The sequence below is a fragment of the Serratia sp. BNK-23 genome, from assembly GCF_047456145.1.
Lineage (GTDB): Bacteria > Pseudomonadota > Gammaproteobacteria > Enterobacterales > Enterobacteriaceae > Serratia > Serratia nematodiphila.
In genome coordinates, this window is sequence record NZ_CP179900.1 from 3,228,649 (window position 1) to 3,253,540 (window position 24,892).

Here is a 24,892-nt window from a genome sequence, read left to right on the forward strand (position 1 = left end):
AATAAAGGGTATATGATGCCATGTACCCTTTTCCTCTCCCTTACATTCCAGGAACCCTATGCTTATCGATCTACGCAGCGACACCGTTACCCGCCCCAGCGCCGCCATGCGCCAGGCGATGGCTCAGGCAGAGGTCGGCGACGACGTCTACGGCGATGACCCGACGGTCAACGCGCTGGAGGCCGAGGCGGTGCGTCTGTCGGGCAAAGAAGCGGCGCTGTTTCTGCCCAGCGGCACCCAAGCCAACCTGGTGGCGCTGCTGAGCCACTGCCAGCGCGGCGATGAATATCTGGTCGGCCAGCAGGCGCACAACTACAAATACGAAGCCGGCGGCGCAGCGGTGCTGGGCAGCATCCAGCCGCAGCCGATCGAGGCCGACGCCGACGGCACGCTGCCGCTGGACAAGCTCGCCGCCGCCATCAAACCCGACGATATCCACTTCGCCCGCACCCGGCTGTTGAGCCTGGAAAACACCATCAGCGGCCGAGTCCTGCCGCAGGCCTACCTGCAGCAGGCGTGGCAGTTTACCCGCGAGCGCCAGCTGGCGCTGCATATCGACGGCGCACGCATCTTCAACGCCGCCGTGGCGCTGAACCTGCCGCTGAAAGAGATCGTGCAATACTGCGACACCTTCACCATTTGCCTGTCGAAAGGGTTGGGCGCGCCGGTCGGATCGCTGCTGTGCGGCAGCGAGGCCTTCATTCAGCGTGCGCTGCGCTGGCGCAAGATGACCGGCGGCGGGCTGCGTCAGGCCGGCATCCTGGCGGCGGCCGGCCTCTACGCGCTGGAGCATAACGTTGCGCGGCTGCGCGAAGACCATGACAACGCGGCCTGGCTGGAGCAACAGCTGCGGCAGATCGGCGTGGAGATCGCCGCTCCCGGCGCGCAGACCAACGTGTTGTACCTGCGCCAACCGCCGGCGCTGGCGGCCAAATTCGGTCCGTGGATGCGCGAACGCGGCGTGCTGATCAGCAGCGGCCCGCTGACACGCATTCTGACCCACCTCGACGTCAGCCGTCAGGATCTGCAGCGGGTGGTCGAACTGTGGCGGGAGTTTCTTCAGCAGCACGCCTGATCGCTTGGGGCGCAGGCCGCGCCCCGCAATCAGAAGATCCAGCGGCCGTAAACCCAATACCACAGCCCCAGCACCGCCGCCAGGTTGAGCGCCACGCTGAGGATGAACCAGGTTTTAAACGGCTGCTTCTGGGTCTTGTGGCGAAACAGCTGCTGCGCCAGCAGCGCGCCCAACCAGCCGCCCAGCGCGCCAAACAGCAACAGCGTCGTCTCCGGCACCCGTCGCCATCCCTTGCGCGCCGCCAGCTTATCGCCGCCGTAGATCAGAAACGTCAGCAGGTTCGCCAGCAGCAACCCCATCCACACCGGATGCGGCGAGAACAGGCTGGCGATCAGCGCCAGGCCCAGCAGGGCGTAACAAATCACATTGAGCTTCATGACATCCGGTCTTCGTTCGATAAGGGGCGCGTAGTGTGAACCTGCGCCGCGGCGGATGCAACTGGCTTATACCCATACAAAAAGTGCATTTAAACCCTGAATTTGGCATCCTGTCGTTCTGCGACTCTTTCACCGCACAAGGCGGCCCGATGACACCCCAACGCGTACTGGTTCTTGGAGCCAGCGGCTATATAGGCCAGAACCTGATCCCGCACCTGATCGAACAGGGGCACCAGATTACCGCCGCCGCGCGGCGCATCGAGTGGCTGCAGGAGCAGAACTGGCCGCAGGTCAACTGCCTGTATGTCGATCTGTACCGCCCGGAAACCCTGAGCGCGGCGCTGTGGGAGATCGATACGCTGTACTATCTGGTGCACGCGATGGGCGACGGCGACAACTTTATCGAAAAGGAGCGCCAGGCGGCGGAAAATCTGCGTGACGCGCTGCGCAATGCCGGCGTCAAGCAGGTGATCTTTCTCGGCGCGCTGCAGCCGAACGACGACAGTTCGCCGCACCTGGCGGCCCGCCGCCTGACCGGCGAGATCCTGCGCCAGAGCGGCGTGCCGGTGACCGAGCTGCGCGCCGGCATCATCGTCGGCCCCGGCTCGGCGGCGTTCGAAGTGATGCGCGACATGGTCTATAACCTGCCGGTGCTGACGCCGCCGCGCTGGGTGCGCTCGAAGTCCTCGCCGGTGGCGCTGGAGAACCTGCTGGTTTACCTGGCCGATCTGCTGGCGCACCCGGCGCAAGAACACCGCATCTTTGACGTCGCCGGGCCGGAATACCTCAGCTATCAGGACATGTTCCAACGCTTTATCGCCATCAGCGGCAAACGGCGCTGGCTGATCCCGATCCCCTTGCCGACGCGGCTGATTTCAGTGTGGTTCATCAGCCTGATCACCTCGGTGCCGACGCCGATCGCGCGCGCGCTGATCCAGGGGTTGAAGCACGATCTGCCCGCCGACGGCCGGCCGCTGCAAGCCCTGATCCCGCAACGTCTGCACACCTTCGATCAGGCGGTCACCGCCACGCTGCAGCGCGAACTGGAGGTGGTCGATTCCGCCGACTGGGGCTACGATCCGGCGGCGCGGGCCCGCTGGCGCCCCGGCTACGGCTATTACCCGAAACAGGCGGGATGTTCGCTCGACACCGCCGCCTCCAGCCAGGCCCTGTGGCAAACGGTGCAGCAGCTGGGGGGCGAGGAAGGCTATTTCTACGCCAATATCCTGTGGCGGATCCGCGCCCGCATGGACGACATGATCGGCAACGGCGTGGTCTATGGCCGCCCGGCGCGCGCGTCCCTGGCGCTGGGTGACGAGATCGACGGCTGGAAAGTCATCACGCTGAAGCCGCTGCGGCAGCTGGCGCTGCTGTTCGGCATGAAGGCGCCGGGGCTGGGGCGGCTGAGCTTCACCATTACCGATCGCGGCGATCGCCGCACGCTGGACGTGCGCGCCTGGTGGCACCCGGCCGGCTTCAGCGGGCTGCTGTATTGGTTCGCCATGATGCCCGCGCATCTGTTCATTTTTCGCGGCATGGCGAAGCGCATCGCCGAGCTTGCCGAGAACCTGGACCGCCAACAGCGCTGAACGGCGCTCATTTGTCGATCAACCGCACAGTTTGCCGCTGTGCTTCGGGGCTTTCCGATTGCATAGCGCACGAAATCACGGAAGAATGGCATCTTATTTGCTGGGAGCGCCGCAAGCGCCCGCCGGTATTCCGATTTTGGGTGAGAATAGAGTCCGTTATGAAGGTATTGGTCACCGGTGCCACCAGTGGGTTAGGCCGTAACGCCGTTGAATATCTGCGCCGCCAGGGCATCAAAGTGCGCGCCACCGGCCGCAACCAGGCGATGGGCGGCCTGCTGGAAAAAATGGGCGCTGAGTTCATTCATGCCGATCTCACCAACCTGATCTCTTCGCAGGCCAAAGCGATGCTGGCGGACGTCGATGTGCTGTGGCACTGCTCCAGCTTTACCTCGCCCTGGGGCACCGAAGAAGCCTTCGAACTGGCCAACGTCCGCGCTACCCGCCGCCTCGGCGAATGGGCGGCGGCCTATGGCGTGGCGCAGTTCATTCACATCTCTTCCCCGGCGATCTATTTCGACTACCACCATCACCGCAACGTGACCGAAGACTTTCGCCCGCAGCGTTACGCCAACGAGTTCGCGCGCAGCAAGGCCGCCGGCGAGCAGGTGATCCAGCAATTGGCACTGTCCAATCCGCAGACCCATTTCACCATTTTGCGCCCGCAGGGCCTGTTCGGGCCGCACGACAAGGTGATGTTGCCGCGGTTGCTGCAGATGATCAAACGCTACGGCAACCTGCTGCTGCCGCGCGGCGGCGCGGCGATGGTGGACATGACCTATCTGGAGAATGCGGTGCACGCCATGTGGCTGGCGACGCTAAAAGAAGACACGCCGTCCGGCCGCGCCTACAACATCACCAACCAGCAGCCGCGCCCGCTGCGCACCGTGGTGCAGCAGCTGATCGACGATTTGGGCATGAAGTGCCGCATCCGCTCCGTCCCCTATCCGATGCTCGACATGATGGCGCGCGGCATGGAGCGCCTGGGCAGCAAAAGCGAAAAGGAGCCGGTGCTGACCCATTACGGCGTCGCCAAACTCAACTTCGACCTCACGCTCGATACCACCCGCGCGCAGCAAGAGCTGGGCTATCAGCCGATCGTCTCGCTGGAAGAAGGCATCGCGCGCACCGCCCGCTGGCTGAAAGATCACGGCAAACTGCACGGCCTGTAATCAACGCCACGCGCCGTACTTCAACAGCAGCGCATCGATAATCGCCTCACTCTCTGCATCCGGTTCACCGCGAACATCGTCGGGCCGGAAATGCATCTGAAACGCCGCCAGCACATTGCGCTGCTGCCGCGCATCCCATGACGAATCAACCGCGTAGCCGTAACGCGCCAGCTTATCAAGCAGCGGCGCCAGCGGCACCGGCGCATGACGATCGCGCCCCGCCAGCAAACGCTGCACGTCTGCCTCGTCCGGCCAGGCGCCGATGCCGGCCTGCGCCAGTTGTCGCCAGGGGAACAGCGGGCCGGGATCCTGTTTGCGCTGCGGTGCGATGTCGCTGTGCCCCACCACGTCCTGCGGCTGGATGCCATAGCGTTGGATGATGTCGCGGCTCAGCGGAATCAGCACGGCGATCTGCTCCGCCGTATAAGGCTGCCAATGGGTGAACAGCATGCTGCGGGTGAACCCCTTGTTGACGATTTCAATGCCGATCGAGGTGTCGTTGAGATTGCTGCGGCCGCGCCAGGCGCTGGCACCGGCATGCCAGGCGCGCATCGCTTCCGGCACCAGCCGGTACACCGTCGGTTTGCCGTGTTCGCGCTGCGGGTGCGCCGGCAACAGGTAGTGTGCGCTGACGTGTTCATCGGTCAGCGTTTTCAGTGATGAATGAAAGTCTTCCGCCGTATAGTGCATCACCAGAAACCGAATACGCTGATCGGCGCCCTGCGCCTGATGCAAGGTTTCGAGCTGGTAAGCGCCACGATCGACGAGCGTGTTCTGCTGCGGATTTTGGCATCCCGCCAACAGCGCGGCGGCGATGATCCCTGGCCAAATTTTCACTTATCCTCCTGATTGACGTCCGTGAAAGATGTAACGCGACGCGATTGATCTGTATCCAATCATCACGCTCATCGAGAAATAATGACAGAGAGCGCCGATGTGCAAGCGAGTGTTGCTCCCGGCTGGCGGCCTTTCCCGCCCATGATAGTCTCAAAGTATCATCTGCGCTGAAAGAGCGGAGTCGAACATGTTCACGCCACGCTATCTGTCCTGGTTGCTCTGTGCCGTCATGCTGCCGCTCAGCGGCTGCGATCGGCAAAAAGTCGCCGATGCGATGGGCGGGAGCGCCCCGCCCTCGGCCGCGCCCGTCACGAGTGCCAGCGCGCCGGCCTATACGCCGCTGAGCGCCGATCAACTGTACCAGTTGGTCAGCCCGGTGGCGCTGTTCCCCGACAAGCTGCTGGCGCAGGTGTTGGCCGGCGCGGGCTATCCTGACCAAATCAGCGCCGCGGATGCCTGGCTGGCGCAAAACCGCGGCTTGCAACCGGCGGCGCTCAGCTCGGCGGCCGACGCTCAGCCCTGGGATCCCAGCGTGCGCGGCCTGGTGCAATTCCCCGACGTGCTCGATCAAATGGCGAAAAACATCCCCTGGACCACCACCCTGGGCAGCGCCTACCTGAACGATCCCACCGACGTGATGAACGCCATTCAGGTGATGCGTCAACGGGCGGCCAGCCAGGGCACGCTGAAAAACACCCCGCAGCAGCGCATCGTCGTGGCGCCGACGACGCGTTATGTCGAACAGCAGCCCTATCGCCAGCGCGTGGTGGCGGCGCCGGGCGAGACCATCGTTATCGAACCCAGCCAGCCGGATACGGTTTACGTTCCGCATTACGATCCCTGGGAGGCCTACGGCACGCCGATCCAGGCCTATCCGAGCTATCAGTATCAGCCCTCGGGCTACAGCGGCGGCGACATGCTGGCGGCCGGCGTGATCAGCTTCGGCGTCGGCATCGCGGTGGCCTCTTTGCTCAACCAACACAACAGCGGCTGGCACAACTGGGATATGCGCTGGGACGATCGGCGCCAGCCGGTGGTCTACCGCAATGCGCCTTACGTATCGCATTCCACCACCGTGGTGAATCGCGTCACTAACATCAACCAATATAACAACGTGAACACTGTGAATCGCAGCAGCACCAGCACGGTGAACAACTACAATACCGCCGCCGCGCCGGCGCCGCGTTTCAGCCAACCGGTGCCTAACGCTGCGCCGCAACTGCCGCGCGTCGCGCCTGCGGCCCACGCGCCGATGACCATGCCGAACTTTGCGCATACTCAGCCGGTGGCGCCTCACGTACAGCAGCCGATAACCGTACACCCGCCGGTAGCGGCCGCCCCACACGTGCAACAACCGGTCATCGCGCCCCATGCACAGCAGCCGATGAGCACGCCGACGTTCACGCATGCCGTTCCGACGGCGCCTCACCCACAGCAGCCGACAGCCGTACATTCAGCGCCGCTGCAGACGCATCCGATGCCGGCCGCTGCGGCGATGCATCCAGCCGTCGCGCGCCCGCAGATTCAGCCGGCTCCGCACGTCGCTCAGCCGGTGATCCGCGAACCGGCAGCGCCGCAGCATCCGGCGGCGATAAGCCCAATGCCGGCGCCGCAACAGCGCATCATGCCGCATGCGGCCCCGGCGCCGCAGCTCCATCAGACGTCCGTTCAGCCGATGCCGCATCGCCAGGAGCCGGTGCCCACGAAGCCGCAGGAACACCGCCCAATCGTCGAGCAGCACAAGGTGGGATAAATCAAGAGGATGTCGCCCCGGCGGAATGGCCGGGGCGAAAAGAAAGCATGGCGTTAGCGGCTCACTTTCACCGCGGTGCCGCTGACGGTCACCATCAGCATGCTGCCGTCTTTGCCAACGGTTTCATAATCGATATCAATGCCGACCACCGCGTTGGCGCCCAGCTCTTTCGCCTGGTCTTCCAGCTCTTCGAACGCGATCAGGCGCGCCTTGCGCAGCTCTTTCTCGTAAGCGCCCGAACGGCCGCCGACGATATCGCGCACGCCGGCGAAGAAATCACGAAAAATGTTGGCGCCGAGAATCGCTTCGCCGGTGACGACGCCGCAGTATTCGGTGATGGTAAACCCTTCCAGGGTCGGGGTAGTTGAAAGCTGCATCAGAACTCCTTGTTTGATTAATTCAACGTATCTATGACCAGAAGATTGACATTATGTTCGCTTAATCAATGGCACGCAGTACGAATGCAAGGCCAAAAAACGCATTTATACTGTAAGCTATCGGTCTTCATGGTAGAGACTTTCACATAAGGTAATAAGATGAAAACAAAAACGATTGCGGCTGTTTTACCCTTAGCGCTGTTGCTGAGTGCCTGTACCACGGTGGAACCGGCATACAAGGATATCGGCACCCGCAGCGGCAGCTGTGTGGAAGGCGGCCCGGATACGGTCGCGCAAAAGTTCTATGACCTGCGCATCCAGCAGGGCGCCGGCCTGCCGGACAGCAACCGCCTGGCGCAGCTGCAGCCTTATCTGAGCAAAGTGCTGTATCAGGATCTGGTCAGCACCGCTCAAAACCCGGGCAAGCATCAGATTACCGGCGATCTGTTCTCCGGCAATGCGCAGGGGCCAAGCAGCGCATCCGTCGCCAGCGCCTCGACCATTCCTAACACCGATGCGAAGAACATCCCGCTGCGCGTTGACCTGAGCTACCAGAAAGACGCCAACAGCACCGTGAACTGGCAGGACGAAGTGCTGATGGTGCGCGAAGGCACCTGCTGGGTGGTTGATGATATTCGCTACCTGAATGTTCCAGCGCACGCCACCAACGGCAGCGTACGCCAGGTGCTGGAAAACCAGTAACCCGCTTCCCCCGGCCGACGCGGGCTTGCCGCGTCGGTCATCCCGCCGCCCGTCTACCGCTCGAATTTCGTCCAATAGAAAAAATTTCGCTACCGATCTCACAGCCTGCACCACAAATCCCCTCCCTCGGCTTGAGTCGCGGTATCTTGTGCTAATCTTTTACTGTCCCGCCGCACACTCATAAATTTTAACGCACAAAGATTGCATAAGTATTCTGTGGAAGTTAACATTTGCGGCATCAATGTCTATTCAATTCTGGCGCATGAGTATTCAACTTAACGATATCAATTGCTATTACGGCGCTCACCAGGCGCTGTTTGACATCACGCTGGAATGTCCAGCCGGGGAAACCCTGGTGCTGCTTGGCCCAAGCGGCGCCGGGAAAAGTTCATTGCTGCGGGTGCTGAACCTGCTGGAAATGCCGCGTTCGGGCCAACTGCAGATCGCCGGCAACCAATTCGACTTCAGGCAGGCGCCGGGCGAGAAAGCCATTCGCGAACTGCGGCAAAATGTCGGCATGGTGTTCCAGCAATACAACCTGTGGCCTCACCTCACCGTGGTTCAGAACCTGATCGAGGCACCTTGCCGCGTGCTGGGTCTGACCAAGGCTCAGGCGATGGAGCGCGCCGACAAGCTGCTCAAGCGTCTGCGCCTGACCGACTTCGCCGATCGCTTCCCGCTGCACCTTTCCGGTGGCCAGCAGCAGCGCGTGGCGATCGCCCGCGCCCTGATGATGGAGCCGCAGGTGTTGCTGTTCGATGAACCGACCGCAGCGCTGGATCCGGAAATCACCGCCCAGATCGTCAGCATCATTCGCGAACTGGCCGGCACCGGCATCACGCAGGTGATCGTCACCCACGAAGTGGAAGTGGCGCGCAAAACAGCCAGCCGCGTGGTGTACATGGAAAACGGCCACGTAGTGGAGCAAGGCGACAGCAGCCACTTCACGCAGCCGCGGACCACCGAGTTTGCTAATTACTTATCACACTAACAATTAACTTGCTGTAATTTGGGGAGTTTGCGATGAAAAAACTAATAATCGCCGCCGTTCTGGCCGGCATCAGCGTTTCCGCCTCCGCAGCCGAAACCATCCGTTTCGCTACCGAAGCCTCCTATCCTCCGTTTGAATTTATTGACGCCGGCAACAAGATTCAGGGTTTTGATGTCGATCTGGCCAACGCGCTGTGCAAAGAAATGCAGGCCGAGTGTACCTTCACCAACCAGGCGTTCGACAGCCTGATCCCGAGCCTGAAGTTCAAGCGTTTCGATGCGGTGATGGCCGGTATGGACATTACGCCGGAGCGTGAGAAGCAGGTGCTATTCACCAAGCCTTACTACGATAACTCGGCGCTGTTCATCGCGCAGAAAGGCAAAATTGCCGACGTGGCGGCGCTGAAAGGCAAGAAAGTCGGCGTGCAAAACGGCACCACCCACCAGAAATACCTGACCGACAAGCACCCGGAAATCACCACCGTGCCTTACGACAGCTATCAGAACGCCATTTTGGATCTGAAGAACGGCCGCGTTGATGCGGTGTTCGGCGATACCGCGGTGGTCAACGAGTGGCTGAAGCAGAATGACGCGCTGGCGGCAGTGGGCGCCAAAGTGACCGACAAAGACTACTTCGGTACCGGCCTTGGCATCGCGGTGCGCCAGAAGAACACCGATCTGCAGGGCAAGTTCAACGCCGCTCTGGACAAGATCAAGCAGGATGGGACCTATGAAACCATCTACAAAAAATGGTTCCAGCAGTAATACGCCCAAATGAATGAATTACAACCTTTAGCAAGCGCCGCCGGCATGACCGTCGGCCTTGCCGTTTGCGCCCTGATCCTCGGGCTGATTCTGGCGATGCTGTTCGCCGTATGGGAATCGTCCCGCTGGAAAGCGGTCAGCTGGCTCGGCACCGCCTGGGTGACCGTGTTGCGCGGCCTGCCGGAAATCCTGGTGGTGCTGTTTATCTATTTCGGCTCGTCGCAGCTGCTGCTGATGCTCTCCGACGGCTTTACCCTCAACCTCGGTCTGTTCCAGCTGCCGATTCAGTTGGCGATCGACAATTTCGAAGTCAGCCCGTTCCTGTGCGGGGTGATCGCCCTGGCCCTGCTCTATTCCGCCTACGCCTCGCAGACGCTGCGTGGCGCGCTCAAAGCGGTGCCGCAGGGGCAGTGGGAATCCGGTCAGGCGCTTGGACTGAGTAAGGCGGCGATCTTCTTTCGCCTGATCATGCCGCAGATGTGGCGCCACGCCCTGCCCGGCCTCGGCAATCAGTGGCTGGTGCTGTTGAAAGACACCGCGCTGGTGTCGCTGATCAGCGTGAACGATCTGATGCTGCAAACCAAGAGCATCGCTACCCGCACCCAGGAGCCTTTTACCTGGTATGTGATCGCCGCGGCCATCTACCTGCTGGTGACGCTGTTCAGCCAATACGTCATCAAACGCATTGAGCTGCGCGCCACGCGCTTTGAGCGGGGGCCGGCCTGATGATTGAATATTTGCCGGAGATCCTCAAAGGGTTGCACACCAGCCTGACGCTGACCGTCGCCGCGCTGATCGTCGCGCTGGTGCTGTCGCTGCTGCTGACGGTGATCCTGACGCTGAAAACGCCGATCCTGACGCCGCTGGTCAAGGCCTATGTGACGCTGTTCACCGGCACGCCGCTGCTGGTGCAGATCTTCCTGATCTACTACGGCCCCGGCCAGTTCCCGGCGATCCGCGACTACCCTTGGCTGTGGAACCTGCTGTCGCAGCCCTGGCTGTGTGCGATGATAGCGCTGGCTCTGAACAGCGCGGCCTACACCACGCAGTTGTTCTACGGCGCGGTGCGCGCCATTCCCGCCGGGCAGTGGCAATCGTGCGAAGCGCTTGGCATGTCGCGCCGGCAGACGCTGCGCATTCTGCTGCCGTTCGCCTTCAAGCGCGCGCTGTCGTCTTACTCCAACGAAGTGGTGCTGGTGTTCAAAAGCACCTCGCTGGCCTATACCATCACGCTGATGGAAGTGATGGGCTACAGCCAGCTGATGTACGGCCGCACCTACGACGTGATGGTGTTCGGCGCCGCCGGCCTGGTGTACCTGTGCGTCAACGGCCTGCTGACGCTGCTGATGCGCCTGGTGGAGCGTCGCGCGCTGGCGTTTGAGCGTCGCAACTGAGGCCGCCGCCCCCATGAGCCCCGCCATTGTGCGGGGCTTTTTTTATCCTCAAGGCAATACTTAATCATTTATATTGCATTTTAATTCACTCAATGGCAGGGTTAACAACAGGCATTCGCGCAAAAACCTCTGGCGATTACCAGTAAAAACAAACGATAGCGAATAATCACTTTCAGGATCCAGACAGGAGCTCTACGCATGAAAAAACTGCTGCTTGCCGCGACGATGTTAGCCGGGATGACCTTTAACGCCACCGCGGCCGAAACCATCCGCTTCGCCGCCTCCGCCACCTACCCACCGTTCGAATCGCTCGACGCCAACAACCAGATCGTCGGCTTCGATATCGATCTGGCCAACGCGCTGTGCAAGCAAATGCAGGCGCAGTGCACCTTCACCAACCAGGCGTTCGACAGCCTGATCGCCGCGCTGAAATTCAAGAAATACGATGCGGTGATTTCCGGCATGGATATCACGCCGGAGCGCAGCAAACAGGTCGCTTTCACCCAGCCTTACTACGCCAACTCGGCGATCGTGATCGCGCAAAAAGGCAAGTTCAGCTCGCTGGCGGATCTGAAAGGCAAAAAGCTCGGCATGGAAAACGGCACCACCCACCAGAAATACATGCAGGACAAGCATCCGGAGATTAACACCGTTTCTTACGACAGCTACCAGAACGCCATTCTGGAGCTGAAAAACGGCCGCATCGACGGCGTATTCGGCGACACCGCCGTGGTGAACGAATGGCTGAAAACCAACCCGCAGCTGGCGCCGGTGGGCGAGCACATCACCGATGCGCAATACTTCGGCACCGGTCTCGGCATCGCGGTGCGCCCAGACAACCAGGCGCTGCTGGCCAAGCTGAACGCCGCGCTGGACGCCATCAAGGCCGACGGCACCTACAAAGCCATCAACGACAAGTGGTTCCCGCAGTAAGTCCGCGTGTGGAGTCGCCCTCCTTCGGCGGCTCCATCTAATTGCCACCCCATCCGGTTAGTGCTAAATTTAATACTGAATTTAGCATCAAGGATAACATCATGACGGTTCAACCCATTCTTGCCGACTCGGCAGTCAGCATCAGCGATTTTAAGAAATCGCCCAACGCCGCCCTTAAAGAGGCACAAGGGCAACCGGTCGCCGTCCTGACCAACGGTAAGATTTCGGGATATTACGTCTCTCCGGAAACCTGGGAGGCGATCGCGGAGTACCTGGAAGATATCGAACTCGCTGAAATCGTTCGTTCACGGATGAACGGCAAACGCATTAAGGTCAATTTGGATGACTTATAAGCTTGAATTCGAAGAACATGCGCTGAAGGAATTTAAAAAACTGTCCCCGGTGATCCGGGAACAGTTCAAAAAAAAGCTGGCATCGGTGCTGGTTAATCCCCACATCCCCGCCAACAAACTCGCCGGTTTGCCTGATTGCTACAAAATCAAACTCAGAGCCTCAGGCTTTCGTTTGGTATATCGCGTCATGGAAACGGAGATCGTGGTTCTGGTCCTGTCTGTGGGCAAACGCGAACGTTCAGCGGCTTACACGGCTGCCAAAAAGCGCCTTTAACGCCGCACCAGCAGCGTCAGCACTTCGTAGTGCGAGGTATGCGGGAACATGTCGAACAGCTGCACCCGTTCGATGCGATACCCCGGCAACATCTCGATATCTTTCGCCATGCTCTCGGCGTTGCAGCTCGAATACAGAATATAGTCCGGCGCCATCCGGCTCAAATAGTCGCACAGCGCCTGGCCGATGCCGCGCCGCGGCGGATTGACCAGCACCAGCTGCGGCACCTGGCCTTCGGCGGTGGCGAAGCGGGTGGAATCGAGCGCTTGAAAATCTACCTGCAACAACCCTAACCGCTGCGCCGACTGGCGCGCACAGGCGATCGCCTCCGCGCTGATTTCGATGCCGGTCAGGCGCGTCTGCGGCTGCGCGCAGTGCAGACCGAAACCGCCGACGCCGCAGAACAGATCCCACATGCTGTCGATACCCAGCGCGCGCACCCAGTCGCGGGCGGTGGCATACAGATCGGCGGCCACCTGCGGGTTGGTCTGAAAGAAGCTTTGCGGGCGGATGAACAGCGGCACCTGATTGAACTGTTCCTCCAGCGCCTGCTGTTCGGTCAGCGCGATCTCGCGCTCCCCTTCCATGATCGCCATATGCACCGGTTGAATATTGGCGGAGATCACCCTGAGCTGCGGCAGCTGCTGCTGCAGCCACGGCAGCGCGGCGCGCAGCTGTGCCAGTTTGGTTTCCGAGCGCAGCACGAAACGCAGCATCACGCCGCCGTCGAGCGTGCTTTCGGTCAGCAGCAGGTATTTCAGCTCGCCACGTTTGCGCGCCACGTTATACGGCGTCAGGCCGGCGCGGGCGATAAAGCTTTTCAGCACAGCAAACATCGGCGCAAAGCCGGCGGGGTACAGCGGGCAGTAGCTCAGATCGACCGGCGTGCCGTCGCGGTGCAGCATGCCGAGCAGCGGTCGCTCCACGCTGCCGCTGACCACCATCTTGGCTTTATTGCGAAATGCGCTCAGTTCCCCCGCCACCGGCTGCAGCCACTGCGCGACGTCGCGCCCGGCCAGCAGCGATTGCAGGTGATGCTGTTTGTCGGCCAGTTGCTGCGGATAGGGCTTTTCCAGCCACTGACAGGAACGGCAGGTGCCCGCCGTATACAAAGCGCAATGCATGAAGATTACCGTGAAGTTCAGGATGACGAATTAAGGGCGCAGAGTTTACCACTCCGCGCGCCTAAAATCTCACTTGCGCGCGGTGAAGAAGCGGCGGCTGGCGGCAGGAACGAACAGCAACGCCAGGATCACCACGTCGGGGATCTTTTGCAGGATCAGAACGTGCAGGATTTGGCCGCTGGTTTCCCCCTCCACGGTGAACACCTCGGGGAAGACGCTGCCGATGGTGGCCAGCAGCAGGTAAAGCACCACGATGCACTGGCAGACCACATAGCCCCAGCGCCCCCAATTGCGGCCGCGCATCACCGCAAAGCCGCAGCTGATTTGCAGGCACAGCAGCATCAGGCCGGCCAGAAAGATAAAGGTGGAATCCCACGCCTGCGCGCTGGTGTTGACGAACTCCTGCGCGCCGTCGACGCCCAGCTCACCCAGCAGCAGCACCACGCTGATGCACTTGATCGCCACCATGGCGGTGCCCGCCACCATCACCGGCACCGGCGCATCCGAAGTCGATCCCATTCCCTGCCCGCTTTTCAGCATGTCTGACATATCCGTGTTCCGCTACGACGCGCCACCTATACAGGTGGCGCATGTAAAGTCAGGTAGTTAGTTGCAATATTTATTGATTGCAAAAATAGCAGGTTTGTTACGATTCAGCTACGGGCCGCCCGCTGCAATTCACGCGATCGTTGTTTTTCCGAGCGCGCCATAAACCACCAGGCGATCAGGCCGAGGATGCCCACCACCAGCAGGATCAGGCTGGCCAACGCGTTAATTTCCGGGTTCACCCCCATGCGCACGCTGGAAAACACCAGCATCGGCAGCGTGGTGGCGCCCGGGCCGGAGACGAAACTGGCGATCACCAGGTCATCCAGCGACAGGGTGAACGCCAGCATCCAGCCGGAGATCAGCGCCGGCGCAATCATCGGCAAGGTGATGACGAAGAACACCTTCAGCGGCGGCGCCCCCAGATCCATTGCCGCCTCTTCAATCGAGCGATCCACCTCGCGCAGACGCGAACTGATGACCACCGCCACATAAGCGGTACAGAAGGTGACATGCGCCAGCCAGATAGTGAACATGCCACGTTCCGACGGCCAGCCGAAGGCATGCCCCATCGCCACGAACAGCAGCAGCAGCGACAGGCCGGTGATCACGTCCGGCATCACCAGCGGCGCGGTCAGCATAAACGCGAAGCCGGTTGAACCGCGAAAGCGGCCGAATCGCACCATCACCACGGCGGCGATGGCCCCCAGTACCACCGCAGCGGTGGCGGAGGCGGCGGCGATGGTCAGGCTGAGCCCCACCGCGCTGATCATCGCCGAATCGTGGAACAGTTCGCTATACCAGCGCGTGGACCAGCCGGCCCACACCGTCACCAGCTTGGAGCTGTTGAAGGAGTAGATCACCAGCATCAGCATCGGCGCATACAGGAAGGTAAAGCCGACAGTCAGGATGGCGATGCGCCACGGTGAACGCACTACCGGCAAGTTGTTCATTCCTGCCCCCCTATTTCCTTGTTCTGGTGTTTGTGGAACCACAAAATTGGCACGATCAGCAACAGCAGCATGATGGTGGCGACCGCCGAGGCCACCGGCCAGTCGCGGTTATTGAAGAACTCCTGCCACAGCACGCGGCCGATCATGATGCTGTCCGGCCCACCGAGCAGTTCCGGGATCACGAACTCCCCCACTGCCGGAATGAACACCAGCATCGAACCGGCGATGATGCCGCCGCGCGTCAGCGGCACGATCACGCTGAAGAAGGTTTTCAGCGGCCGGGCGCCCAGATCCAGCGACGCCTCCACCAGCGAGTAATCCAGCCGGATCAGCGCCGTGTAAATCGGCAGCACCATAAACGGCAGATAGGAATAAACGATGCCGATATACACCGCCAGGTTGGTGTGCAAGATCACCAGCGGTTGATCGATCACCCCTAGCCACATCAGAAAGTTATTCAGCGTGCCGTTGTTTTTCAGGATCCCCATCCAGGCGTAGACGCGGATCAGGAACGAAGTCCAGGAAGGCAGGATCACCAGCAACAGCAGAATGTTGCGGGTCGACGCCTTGCTGTGCGCCACCGCCCAGGCCAACGGATAGCCGATGATCAGGCAACACAGCGTCGAGACCGCCGCCACGCGCAGCGACTGCAGGTAGGCATCGATATACAACGGATCGTCGGTCAGCTGCAGGTAGTTGGCGAAGTTGAGCGCAATGTTTAGCTTGCCGTCCACCCAGCTCATCAGCTCGGTGTAGGGCGGCACCGCCAACGCCAGCTTCGCCAGGCTGATCTTGAACACGATCAGGAACGGCAGCATAAACAGCAGCGTCAGCCATAAATACGGCAATGCGATCACCAGCTTGCGGCCGTGAGCCATCAGCAGGCGATGGAACAGGGCCTTGAGGGTGGAGGGCGTTTTGGCCGGCGGTTCCGGCGTGCGTTCAGAAAGCAGGGTCATACGGGTTACTCCTCACCGGCTCTACTACACCGTCAACACGACGCAGCTGTCGGTTTCCCAACACAGACGCACTTCATCGCCCCAGGTGGGCATCCCCTTGCGGAAACGATGGCCGTTTTGCAGCTGGGCGCTGATAATCTGCCCGCTGTGCAGCTTCACGTGGTAGATAGACAGATCGCCCAGGTAGGAAATGTGCGCCACTTCCCCCACCGCAAAGTTGCAGCCGTCTTCCGGCACCCGTTCGCACAGCAGGATCTTTTCCGGCCGCAGCGCCACCTGGATCGGCACACCGTCCACCACCGAGGCGTCCGGATCCACCTTGATCGCATGGCGCAACCCGGGGCTTTGCAGGATCAGCGCATCGTCGTGGCGCTCTTGCAGCACGCAGTCGAAGACGTTGACCGAACCGATAAACTCGGCGCTGAAGCGGCTGTTCGGATGCTCGTAGATCTCTTCCGGCTCGCCGATCTGCACGAACTTGCCGCGGTTCATGATGGCGATACGCCCCGCCATGGTCATCGCCTCCTCCTGATCGTGCGTCACCATCACGCAGGTCACGCCGACGCGCTCGAGAATGTCGGTCACTTCCAGCTGCATGCGATCGCGCAGCTTCTTGTCCAGCGCGCCCATCGGTTCATCCAGCAGCAGCAACTTCGGCCGCTTGGCCAGGCTGCGCGCCAGCGCCACCCGCTGCCGCTGGCCGCCGGAAAGCTGGTGCGGTTTGCGTTTGGCGTACTCCTGCATGTGCACCAGCGCCAGCATTTCCGCCACCCGTTCGGCGATCTCCGCCCGCGGCATTTTGTCCTGCTTCAGGCCGAACGCGATGTTCTGCTCCACGGTCATGTGCGGGAACAGCGCGTACGACTGAAACATCATATTGATCGGCCGCTGGTACGGCGGCACGTGCGACATATCCTGCCCGTCGAGCACGATCTGCCCTTCCGTCGGCTGTTCAAAGCCGGCCAGCATGCGCAGCAAGGTGGACTTGCCGCAGCCGGACGGGCCAAGCAGCGCAAAGATCTCGCCCTTGTAGATGGTGAGGCTGACGTCTTCGACCGCATTCTGCCCGTCGAAGGTTTTGGTGAGGTTACGGATTTCCAGCAGAGGGGTGAAAACCTTCTGCGACTTGGCTTGAGGACGAGGAATAGCGTCGTTCAATCGGGGTGCTCTCCGGCGTAAAGCGGCACAAAACCACGGCGAGCGCCGTGGCCCAAAACGGCAATGCAGGCGGGGAGCGCCCGCCTGCCGGTTTACCGACGATGGGGGGGATCCCCCCATCATCACTTCCCGCTTTTAACTTTAGTCCATGCGCGGGTAATGACACGGTCCAGCTTCGGCGACTGCACGTTGAGCGTGAACAGCTTGGCGCGCAGATCGGCCGGCGGATAGACGTTCGGGTTCTCGCGCACTTCGGCGTTCACCAGCGGCGTGGAGTCTTTCACCGCATTGGCGTAATAGACATAGTTGCTGATGCCCGCCATCACGTCAGGTTTCATCAGGAAGTTCAGGAACTGGTACGCGGCGTCTTTGTTCTTGGCGTCCGCCGGCATGGCGAACATGTCAAAGTAGGTCAGCGCTCCCTCTTTCGGGATCGCGTAGGCCACGTTCACGCCGTTCTTCGCCTCTTTGGCGCGGTTGGCCGCCTGCATCACGTCGCCGGACCAGCCGATCGCCACACAGATATCACCGTTAGCCAGATCGTTGATGTACTGAGAAGAGTGGAAGTAACGAATGTTCGGCCGCAGTTTCAGCAGCAGATCGTTGGCCGCGCCGGTGTAGTCCGCCGCATTGGTGCTGTTGGGATCCTTGCCCAGGTAGTGCAGCACGGTGGCGTAAACCTCGCTCGGCGCATCGAGGAAGGAGACGCCGCAGCTTTTCAGCTTCTCGAGGTTTTCCGGCTTGAGGATCAGATCCCAACTGTCGACAGGCGCGTCTTTGCCCAATGCCGCCTTCACCTTGTCGACGTTATAGCCGATGCCGGTGGTCACCATCAGGTATGGGATGCCGTATTTGTTGTCTTTGTCGTTGTGTGCAACCAGCTTCAGCATCTCGGGATCGAGATTCTTGTAGTTGGGCATTTTGCTCTTGTCGAGCGGTTCGAAGATGCCGGCCTGCGACTGGCGTTCGAGGAAGTTGGATGAAGGAACCACCAGATCATAACCGGTGCTGCCCGCCATCAGTTTGCCTTCCAACACTTCGTTGGAGTCAAAGACGTCGTACACCACTTTGATACCGGTTTCTTTCTGGAATTTGGCCAGGGTATCCGGCGCGATATAGTCGGACCAGTTATACACGTGCAGCGTTTTCTCTTCGGCTGACGCATTGACGGACGCGGCCATCAACAGGCTGGCAACCACACCCGATAACCACTTTTTACGTTGGGTGACCATCCGTAACTTCCTCCAAAACAGGGTGAATCATAGAATTGAACTTGTATCTGCAGCGATACAAAACCTTTCCTGATTGAGCGCAATCGTTGCAACCGCGAACTGAATGGCTATGCATATGATTGCATGCGCCTTTTTCACTGCCCTGCTCGCGTGGTCACAAGGGAAATCGCAAGCCCTTTGCAGAATCAGCAGCATAGCCGCTGCCATCGCAACCCGCCAGCCCCCAGGGTAAAAAACGCCTTTTATCGATTTTTTATGCAATTTTTCTCTATGTGATACGCCATTAACGGCGTAAAAGCCGAGAAAGATCGGGCGGCAGAGGCCAAAGTGCAGAATATTTAATTGCGGAGGGGAGTCACGGCAGCATGCCGCCGGAGCGACGGCATGCTTAAGGTATGGCGAGGATCAGTGCAGCATCGGCTGACGCACGGCGCCAGCGGGGATCTCTTCTTCGTCACCCATAAACAGCAGATCGTTCGCCCGCGCCTCGAGGATCACCATCGAGACCTGCTCTTCACCCTGCTGCATGAAGTGGGTGAACTGCTCGTAGGTGATGCCGACCGCCACGCTCAGCGACTGGCAGACGATCAGCTTCGGCAGGTTGTCGTCCTGAATGTCAACAAACGCCTTGATGGTCAGCGAGCTGGCGTTGATCTGGCTCAGGTCCGCCACCAGCGGGATCAGCGCGGTCGGCTTCACTTCGGCCAGCGCGGAGAACAGAATGACGTTGTCCACCAGATCTATCTTGGCGTCGAACACGCCGTCGAAGTTCTGCATGTGCGGCAGGTGCAGCGCCTGGCAGGAATCGCACTCAAAGAAAGAAATGCCCGACTGATCCAGCCAGCGCCGCAACAGCGCCAAATCGGGGACAATGAGTGAATCCATAATAACCAGCCTCACAATATTCAATACGCGAAAAGGCGCATAGCTTACGGAATATTCACCCGATACGCCACGATCAATGCGGCTTAATTCACTAATTCAGATATTGCACGGCGGGAAAGGCGCACCGCCCGCCCCGTCAACCGCCGGATTTCAGGCGGAAGCCCGGCCGGCCGCGCTGCTCAATGTATTCAATCATCATGCCGGCGATGTCCAGCCCGGTGGTGGTTTCCACCCCTTCCAGCCCCGGTGAGGCGTTGACCTCCATCACCAGCGGGCCGCGCTGGGCGCGCAGGATATCCACCCCGGCGACGTCCAGCCCCAGCGTGCTCGCCGCTTTGACCGCGATCGCCCGCTCCCTGGCGGTGATGGTCACCTTGCGGGCGGTGCCGCCGCGGTGCAGGTTGGAGCGAAACTCGCCGGGCTTCGCCTGCCGCTCGATGGCGGCCACCACTCGGCCACCCACCACCAGACAGCGCACGTCGCACCCCTGCGCCTCGCGCACGTACTCCTGCACCAGGATGTGGGCGTTCAGGCCGCGAAAGGCGTCGATCACGCTTTCCGCCGCCTGACGGGTTTCCGCCAGCACCACGCCGATGCCCTGCGTGCCTTCCACCAGTTTGACCACCAGCGGCGCGCCGCCGACCAGCTCGATCAGATCGCCTGTGTCGTCCGGCGAATGGGCAAAACCGGTGATCGGCAGATCGATGCCATGCCGCGCCAGCAGCTGCAGCGAACGCAGCTTGTCGCGGGCGCGGGTAATGGCCACGGATTCGTTTAGCGGGTAGCTGCCGAGCAGCTCGAACTGGCGCAGCACCGCCGTGCCGTAAAAGGTAATGGCAGAGCCGATGCGCGGGATCACCGCATCGTAACGTTCCAGCTGACGGCCGCGATAGTGAATGGTCGGCGCCGCCGGGTTGATGTTCATATAGCAAGAGAGCGGATCGATGATATCGATACTGTGCCCGCGATCTTCCGCCGCTTCACGCAGCCGCTTGCACGAATAGAGCGATCCGTCGCGAGAAAGAATGGCAATTTTCACTCGTCACCCCAAAAGCCAACGCCTGCCCGGCAGGCGGGTTAGCGGCCGCGGCGCTCAGGCGCGCGGATCGCGATCCTGATTATCTTTCGATGCGTCTGCATCTTGCGGTTTGCGGCGATCGTTTTCCGGCGGCAAGCCGCCGCGCATCAGCGGCCCGAACCCCTGCACCACGCGCCATACCAGAAACGCCGCCGCCGGCACCATCAGCGCCACGCCGAGGAAAATCATGCCGACCGCCGCCTGTTGCGACGCCAGCCAGCCCGGCAGCTGCAGGTGGCCGTGAATACTGAGGTAGGCCAATACCAGCATCACGATGCCCAGCCCTTCCAACACCAGCACCGGGCGCGGTAAGTCACCGAATGAACGCATATTTTTCTTCTCCAGAAGGTCTGCCCCCAGTGTAGTGAATTCCCGCCGACGGCGACAGCCCCGGCAGACTAATTGGTTACATGAATCAGATTAACAGGTAATTCCTGCTTTTTTTTCACCGCCTCAACGGGCATAGTAGGCGCCATCTGACGCAGGTAATGACTTTTTCGGTGACGGGATGTCGTTGCAATCGCGAATAATTTATCGAAAATCCAATTAAGGAGCGTTGCATGTTTGCAGTAATCTTCGGGCGTCCTGGCTGTCCTTATTGTGTCCGCGCTAAAGAACTGGCGGAAAAACTGACTGAAGAACGCGACGATTTCAACTTCCGTTACGTTGACATCCACGCGGAAGGCATCACCAAGGCCGATCTGGAAAAAACCGTCGGCAAACCGGTTGAAACCGTGCCGCAGATCTTCCTGGATGAGAAGCACATCGGCGGTTGCACCGATTTCGAAGCTTACGCTAAAGAACACCTGAACCTGTTCCAGTAAGTTTTTGAACGACAAAAAGGCGCTTAATGCGCCTTTTTTTATTGCCGCTGCCGCCGGTGCAATTGCTGGAGCGTGTGCAACAAACCGAGGGCGAACAGCATCAGCATCGCGCCGAACACGCACCAGAATACCGCGCTGGTGGCGTAAGCCAGTTCCTGCCAAAACGACGAGGACGGCGTCAGCCAGAAGTGGCGGATCAGCAGGCACAGCGGCAATGCATACAGCGCGCCAAGCAACGGGCAAAGCAGCCGCTTGCGGCTCGACAAATAGCTGGCGATCGCGCCGGGGATCACAAACAGCAGCAAGCCGGTTTCACCGTGGTGCTCATGATCCGTGCTGCCGAACAGGCCGGTTTGCTGGCCGAGAAACACCAGGCTGAACAACAGAAAACAGCTGAGAATGCCCAGCCAATATCTATAACTCGTCATGCGAATTCTCCCCCGCCCAATTACCGCATCAATAGAAATCGGCCCAGTCACCCGTGCGGTGACGCTGAACCGAATTTTTTCCTTGGTCAAAAGAGAGTTAAATGCGCACGGCGGCGCAGGAAATCAGCTTTCTGTGCTGGCTGTCATCGGTCATAGCGTCTAGAATGAACGCCGCCGAACGATGGTTCGCTTCGCCTTACGCTGGTGGTGATTTATGATGTCGTTTTAAGGCTGAATTTATCTCTTATAGTTATCTATATCAAGCACTTACTGGTAAACAATAAGTTATCCTCCGTGAACATAAACGTCGCTAGTTTGTTAAACGGTAACTACATTCTGTTACTGTTCGTGGTACTCGCACTGGGGCTGTGCCTCGGTAAACTCCGTCTGGGCTCCGTCCAACTCGGTAATTCCATTGGCGTTTTGGTGGTTTCGCTGCTGCTCGGCCAGCAACACTTCGCCATTAACACCGAGGCGCTGAATCTCGGCTTCATGCTGTTTATTTTCTGCGTCGGGGTGGAAGCCGGGCCTAACTTTTTCTCGATTTTCTTCCGCGACGGCAAGAATTACCTGATGCTGGCGCTGGTGATGGTCGGTTCGGCCATGGTGATCGCCATCGGCCTCGGCAAGCTGTTCCACTGGGACATCGGCCTGACCGCCGGCATGCTGGCCGGTTCGATGACCTCGACGCCGGTGCTGGTTGGGGCCGGCGATACGCTGCGCAACACCATCGTCAACGGCCCGGCGCTGCTGGCGGCGCAGGATCATCTGAGCCTCGGCTATGCCCTTACCTACCTGATCGGTCTGGTCAGCCTGATCTTCGGCGCGCGTTACCTGCCGAAGCTGCAGCACCAGGATCTGTCCACCTCCGCCCAGCAAATCGCCCGCGAGCGCGGCCTGGACACCGACAGCCAACGCAAGGTCTACCTGCCGGTGATCCGCGCCTACCGCGTCGGCCCCGAGCTGGTGGCCTGGGCCGACGGCAAGAACCTGCGCGAGCTGGGCATCTATCGCCAGACCGGCTGCTACATCGAACGCATCCGCCGCAACGGCATTCTGGCCAACCCGGACGGTGACGCGGTGCTGCAGGTGGGCGACGAGATCTCGCTGGTCGGTTATCCGGACGCCCACGCGCGGCTGGATCCGAGCTTCCGCAACGGTAAGGAAGTGTTCGACCGCGATCTGCTCGACATGCGCATCGTGACCGAAGAGATCGTAGTGAAGAACAGCAACGCGGTGAACAAACGCCTGAGCCAGCTGAAGCTGACCGACCACGGTTGCTTCCTCAACCGCGTGATCCGCAGCCAGATCGAAATGCCGATCGACGACAGCATCGTGCTCAACAAGGGCGACGTGCTGCAGGTAAGCGGCGACGCGCGCCGGGTGAAGAGCGTGGCGGAGAAGATTGGCTTTATCTCGATCCACAGCCAGGTGACCGATCTGCTGGCGTTCTGCGCCTTCTTCATCATCGGCCTGCTGATCGGCCAGATCACCATTCAGTTCAGCAACTTCTCGTTCGGCATCGGCAACGCCGCCGGTCTGCTGATGTCCGGCATCATGCTCGGCTTCCTGCGCGCCAACCACCCGACCTTCGGCTACATTCCGCAGGGCGCGCTGAACATGGTGAAAGAGTTCGGCCTGATGGTGTTTATGGCGGGCGTGGGTCTGAGCGCCGGCGCCGGCATCGGCCACAGCCTGGGCGCGGTCGGCGGCCAGATGCTGATCGCCGGGCTGATCGTCAGCCTGGTGCCGGTGATTATCTGCTTCCTGTTCGGCGCCTACGTGCTGCGCATGAACCGCGCCCTGCTGTTCGGCGCCATCATGGGCGCCCGCACCTGCGCGCCGGCGATGGAGATCATCAGCGACACCGCGCGCAGCAACATCCCGGCGTTGGGCTACGCCGGCACCTACGCCATCGCTAACGTGCTGTTAACGCTGGCGGGTTCGCTCATCGTAGTGCTATGGCCGGGCATACTCGGCTGATCGATTAGCGGGAGAGATGGATCGGCGATAAAAATATTTTGATTTTTTTGTCGCCGGCCAGAACTTTCGTTGGGGGCCGCAGTCTGAATTAGTGCCACTGCTTTTCTTTGATGTCCCCATTTTGTGGAGCCCGATAATCCCGCCTTTTAGGTTCAAGATTATCGGGTTTTTTGTTGCCCGCACTCCACCGCCCGCGGGACCACCATCAGATGGCAGCAACACCTCAACTGACGACATACAGCGCCGCGTCCGCTCCTTCCTGAAACATCGTTTCTCTTAACGTTTAGTGTCGGGCGGTCGGCTATCAAACAATGCATTTCCCAAGGTTTGATTTCAGAAGGAGGAGAGCGGAGTAACTGTATTAATTAGCAAGTGGGGCTGAACTCAACAACGGCCTTATCAATATCTTAATATCAAAAAAAGCAAGACACCTACGGTGCCTTGCTTTTCTTTTTACATTAACAAGCGCCAAAAAGAACGACAGAGAACAGAACGGAACCGTTCAGATAAATAGTGGCCTTCAATCCCGTAGGAATAAAGGAACCACAGGTCTCTGCGCACACTTTAAGCTGCCCACCAATGGGAATTGGAATCGGCGAAGAAACGCAAAAGTCACCGTAGACAGGAATGGTAAAACAAATTTGGTTGTTTGCAGGATTATAACTGGCCCCAACGCAAACCGAAAGTTTAAGCGCCAACACGCCCTGCTGCTTAAGGTCTACAGGTACCGGCGCCGGTGTTTTTTGCGAAAATCCAACCGCAGTAAAATCAGCAACATGTTCATTTTGAGCATGCGGATCTTGTTCATTGCATTTACAATCAGCCATTGGAATATCCTCGTAAGTTTTTTTAGATATTAATTAGCGAACAATGTAATTGCCGTGGAGCTAATTACACTGATGAATCTAGCAGCACAATAATTAATTTCCATTCCTTTGCCATTAAATAAAATCAATAAAACAACAATAAAATGATTAATAAGAATATTTTTATTTATGTAACCGAAACGGTTTGTTATTACCGAAATAATTGCAATTCAAAATAATATAATCAGAGATGAAGGGAGATAAAAAATGAGGATATTGCGAGTGAAAATTAAAAAAATGCCCTTAAACCAAGGATGTTAACCTTGTT

Annotated in this window: 28 protein-coding genes; 14 read left to right on the forward strand and 14 right to left on the reverse strand. The window is 59.7% G+C overall.

Annotation, left to right across the window (positions count from 1 at the left end):
- The first annotated feature begins 58 nt into the window (after positions 1 to 58).
- Positions 59 to 1,075 carry a low-specificity L-threonine aldolase gene (gene ltaE / locus ACMGF9_RS15345; RefSeq protein ID WP_021504350.1) on the forward strand — a complete coding sequence of 339 codons (1,017 nt, stop codon included), beginning with the start codon at positions 59 to 61 and terminating at the stop codon, positions 1,073 to 1,075.
- Between the two features lie 29 nt (positions 1,076 to 1,104).
- Here the strand turns inward: ltaE and ACMGF9_RS15350 are convergent, their stop codons facing one another.
- Entirely contained in the window at positions 1,105 to 1,452 is a 348-nt protein-coding gene (locus tag ACMGF9_RS15350) for a DUF1294 domain-containing protein (RefSeq protein WP_004928387.1), read from the reverse strand.
- Positions 1,453 to 1,601: 149 nt separating this feature from the next.
- Here ACMGF9_RS15350 and ACMGF9_RS15355 point away from each other — a divergent pair, with 149 nt between their 5' ends.
- On the forward strand, positions 1,602 to 3,041 hold the full coding sequence (locus ACMGF9_RS15355) for a DUF2867 domain-containing protein (RefSeq protein ID WP_414160307.1): 1,440 nt from the start codon (positions 1,602 to 1,604) through the stop codon (positions 3,039 to 3,041).
- A 158-nt stretch (positions 3,042 to 3,199) separates the two neighbouring features.
- Positions 3,200 to 4,210, forward strand: a complete 1,011-nt coding sequence (locus ACMGF9_RS15360; RefSeq protein WP_004928393.1) for an NAD-dependent epimerase/dehydratase family protein — start codon at positions 3,200 to 3,202, stop codon at positions 4,208 to 4,210.
- Here ACMGF9_RS15360 and ACMGF9_RS15365 read toward each other — a convergent pair whose 3' ends face one another.
- On the reverse strand, positions 4,211 to 5,047 hold the full coding sequence (locus ACMGF9_RS15365) for an N-acetylmuramoyl-L-alanine amidase (protein ID WP_015377303.1): 837 nt from the start codon (positions 5,045 to 5,047) through the stop codon (positions 4,211 to 4,213).
- A gap of 187 nt (positions 5,048 to 5,234) precedes the next feature.
- Here ACMGF9_RS15365 and ACMGF9_RS15370 point away from each other — a divergent pair, with 187 nt between their 5' ends.
- On the forward strand, positions 5,235 to 6,800 hold the full coding sequence (locus ACMGF9_RS15370) for a DUF3300 domain-containing protein (RefSeq protein WP_076740381.1): 1,566 nt from the start codon (positions 5,235 to 5,237) through the stop codon (positions 6,798 to 6,800).
- A gap of 53 nt (positions 6,801 to 6,853) precedes the next feature.
- On the opposite strand, the gene ACMGF9_RS15375 is transcribed toward ACMGF9_RS15370, so the two are convergent.
- Positions 6,854 to 7,177: a heavy metal-binding domain-containing protein gene (locus ACMGF9_RS15375; RefSeq protein WP_004928400.1), complete on the reverse strand. Its 324-nt coding sequence runs from the start codon at positions 7,175 to 7,177 to the stop codon at positions 6,854 to 6,856.
- A 159-nt stretch (positions 7,178 to 7,336) separates the two neighbouring features.
- Here ACMGF9_RS15375 and ACMGF9_RS15380 point away from each other — a divergent pair, with 159 nt between their 5' ends.
- The 8 genes from ACMGF9_RS15380 (at position 7,337) to ACMGF9_RS15415 (ending at position 12,588) form a co-directional block, all read left to right on the forward strand.
- Positions 7,337 to 7,879: a lipoprotein gene (locus tag ACMGF9_RS15380; protein ID WP_015377301.1), complete on the forward strand. Its 543-nt coding sequence runs from the start codon at positions 7,337 to 7,339 to the stop codon at positions 7,877 to 7,879.
- A 262-nt stretch (positions 7,880 to 8,141) separates the two neighbouring features.
- Positions 8,142 to 8,870 (forward strand): arginine ABC transporter ATP-binding protein ArtP, encoded by a 729-nt coding sequence (gene artP / locus ACMGF9_RS15385; RefSeq protein ID WP_414160308.1) that lies wholly within the window; start codon positions 8,142 to 8,144, stop codon positions 8,868 to 8,870.
- A 32-nt stretch (positions 8,871 to 8,902) separates the two neighbouring features.
- Positions 8,903 to 9,634, forward strand: coding sequence for an arginine ABC transporter substrate-binding protein (artJ, locus tag ACMGF9_RS15390; RefSeq protein ID WP_004928409.1), 732 nt, complete (start codon positions 8,903 to 8,905; stop codon positions 9,632 to 9,634).
- 9 nt (positions 9,635 to 9,643) lie between these two features.
- Positions 9,644 to 10,360 (forward strand): arginine ABC transporter permease ArtQ, encoded by a 717-nt coding sequence (artQ, locus tag ACMGF9_RS15395; protein ID WP_004928413.1) that lies wholly within the window; start codon positions 9,644 to 9,646, stop codon positions 10,358 to 10,360.
- The gene (artM, locus tag ACMGF9_RS15400; RefSeq protein WP_015377298.1) at positions 10,360 to 11,028 is read left to right on the forward strand and encodes an arginine ABC transporter permease ArtM; all 669 of its coding nucleotides are present in this window, start codon (positions 10,360 to 10,362) and stop codon (positions 11,026 to 11,028) included. The genes artQ and artM overlap by 1 nt, the downstream gene beginning before the upstream one ends.
- Positions 11,029 to 11,226: 198 nt before the next feature.
- Positions 11,227 to 11,961: an arginine ABC transporter substrate-binding protein gene (gene artJ, locus ACMGF9_RS15405; protein ID WP_015377297.1), complete on the forward strand. Its 735-nt coding sequence runs from the start codon at positions 11,227 to 11,229 to the stop codon at positions 11,959 to 11,961.
- Between the two features lie 101 nt (positions 11,962 to 12,062).
- Positions 12,063 to 12,314 carry a type II toxin-antitoxin system Phd/YefM family antitoxin gene (locus ACMGF9_RS15410; RefSeq protein WP_004928423.1) on the forward strand — a complete coding sequence of 84 codons (252 nt, stop codon included), beginning with the start codon at positions 12,063 to 12,065 and terminating at the stop codon, positions 12,312 to 12,314.
- On the forward strand, positions 12,304 to 12,588 hold the full coding sequence (locus tag ACMGF9_RS15415; RefSeq protein WP_015377296.1) for a type II toxin-antitoxin system RelE family toxin: 285 nt from the start codon (positions 12,304 to 12,306) through the stop codon (positions 12,586 to 12,588). The genes ACMGF9_RS15410 and ACMGF9_RS15415 overlap by 11 nt, the downstream gene beginning before the upstream one ends.
- Here ACMGF9_RS15415 and rlmC read toward each other — a convergent pair.
- The 9 genes from rlmC to ACMGF9_RS15460 all read right to left on the reverse strand — a co-directional run bounded on the left by rlmC (position 12,585) and on the right by ACMGF9_RS15460 (position 20,853).
- A complete protein-coding gene (gene rlmC, locus ACMGF9_RS15420; RefSeq protein ID WP_414160309.1) occupies positions 12,585 to 13,712 on the reverse strand; it encodes a 23S rRNA (uracil(747)-C(5))-methyltransferase RlmC in 1,128 nt (375 codons plus the stop codon). The two genes, ACMGF9_RS15415 and rlmC, sit on opposite strands and share 4 nt — an antisense overlap.
- Positions 13,713 to 13,781: 69 nt before the next feature.
- Positions 13,782 to 14,261, reverse strand: coding sequence for a YbjO family protein (locus tag ACMGF9_RS15425; protein ID WP_015377294.1), 480 nt, complete (start codon positions 14,259 to 14,261; stop codon positions 13,782 to 13,784).
- Positions 14,262 to 14,365: 104 nt separating this feature from the next.
- Entirely contained in the window at positions 14,366 to 15,211 is an 846-nt protein-coding gene (potI, locus tag ACMGF9_RS15430; RefSeq protein ID WP_004938644.1) for a putrescine ABC transporter permease PotI, read from the reverse strand.
- A complete protein-coding gene (potH, locus tag ACMGF9_RS15435; protein ID WP_414160310.1) occupies positions 15,208 to 16,170 on the reverse strand; it encodes a putrescine ABC transporter permease PotH in 963 nt (320 codons plus the stop codon). The genes potI and potH overlap by 4 nt, the downstream gene beginning before the upstream one ends.
- A gap of 24 nt (positions 16,171 to 16,194) precedes the next feature.
- A complete protein-coding gene (gene potG, locus ACMGF9_RS15440) occupies positions 16,195 to 17,328 on the reverse strand; it encodes a putrescine ABC transporter ATP-binding subunit PotG (protein WP_049187444.1) in 1,134 nt (377 codons plus the stop codon).
- Positions 17,329 to 17,450: 122 nt separating this feature from the next.
- The gene (gene potF / locus ACMGF9_RS15445) at positions 17,451 to 18,560 is read right to left on the reverse strand and encodes a spermidine/putrescine ABC transporter substrate-binding protein PotF (RefSeq protein ID WP_118892262.1); all 1,110 of its coding nucleotides are present in this window, start codon (positions 18,558 to 18,560) and stop codon (positions 17,451 to 17,453) included.
- Between the two features lie 405 nt (positions 18,561 to 18,965).
- Positions 18,966 to 19,445, reverse strand: coding sequence for a YbjN domain-containing protein (locus ACMGF9_RS15450; protein ID WP_004938666.1), 480 nt, complete (start codon positions 19,443 to 19,445; stop codon positions 18,966 to 18,968).
- A gap of 136 nt (positions 19,446 to 19,581) precedes the next feature.
- Complete coding sequence (rimK, locus tag ACMGF9_RS15455; RefSeq protein WP_414160311.1) at positions 19,582 to 20,484, reverse strand: 30S ribosomal protein S6--L-glutamate ligase; 903 nt, start codon at positions 20,482 to 20,484, stop codon at positions 19,582 to 19,584.
- A gap of 54 nt (positions 20,485 to 20,538) precedes the next feature.
- Positions 20,539 to 20,853 (reverse strand): YbjC family protein, encoded by a 315-nt coding sequence (locus ACMGF9_RS15460; RefSeq protein WP_015377290.1) that lies wholly within the window; start codon positions 20,851 to 20,853, stop codon positions 20,539 to 20,541.
- Positions 20,854 to 21,083: 230 nt separating this feature from the next.
- On the opposite strand from ACMGF9_RS15460, the gene ACMGF9_RS15465 reads away from it, so the two are divergent.
- A complete protein-coding gene (locus ACMGF9_RS15465) occupies positions 21,084 to 21,347 on the forward strand; it encodes a GrxA family glutaredoxin (protein ID WP_004938676.1) in 264 nt (87 codons plus the stop codon).
- Positions 21,348 to 21,385: 38 nt separating this feature from the next.
- Here ACMGF9_RS15465 and ACMGF9_RS15470 read toward each other — a convergent pair whose 3' ends face one another.
- The gene (locus ACMGF9_RS15470; protein ID WP_015377289.1) at positions 21,386 to 21,775 is read right to left on the reverse strand and encodes an inner membrane protein YbjM; all 390 of its coding nucleotides are present in this window, start codon (positions 21,773 to 21,775) and stop codon (positions 21,386 to 21,388) included.
- 294 nt (positions 21,776 to 22,069) lie between these two features.
- On the opposite strand from ACMGF9_RS15470, the gene ACMGF9_RS15475 reads away from it, so the two are divergent.
- A complete protein-coding gene (locus ACMGF9_RS15475) occupies positions 22,070 to 23,758 on the forward strand; it encodes an aspartate:alanine antiporter (RefSeq protein ID WP_004938680.1) in 1,689 nt (562 codons plus the stop codon).
- A 458-nt stretch (positions 23,759 to 24,216) separates the two neighbouring features.
- Here ACMGF9_RS15475 and ACMGF9_RS15480 read toward each other — a convergent pair whose 3' ends face one another.
- The gene (locus ACMGF9_RS15480) at positions 24,217 to 24,585 is read right to left on the reverse strand and encodes a hypothetical protein (RefSeq protein ID WP_071824279.1); all 369 of its coding nucleotides are present in this window, start codon (positions 24,583 to 24,585) and stop codon (positions 24,217 to 24,219) included.
- Positions 24,586 to 24,892 lie beyond the last annotated feature (307 nt).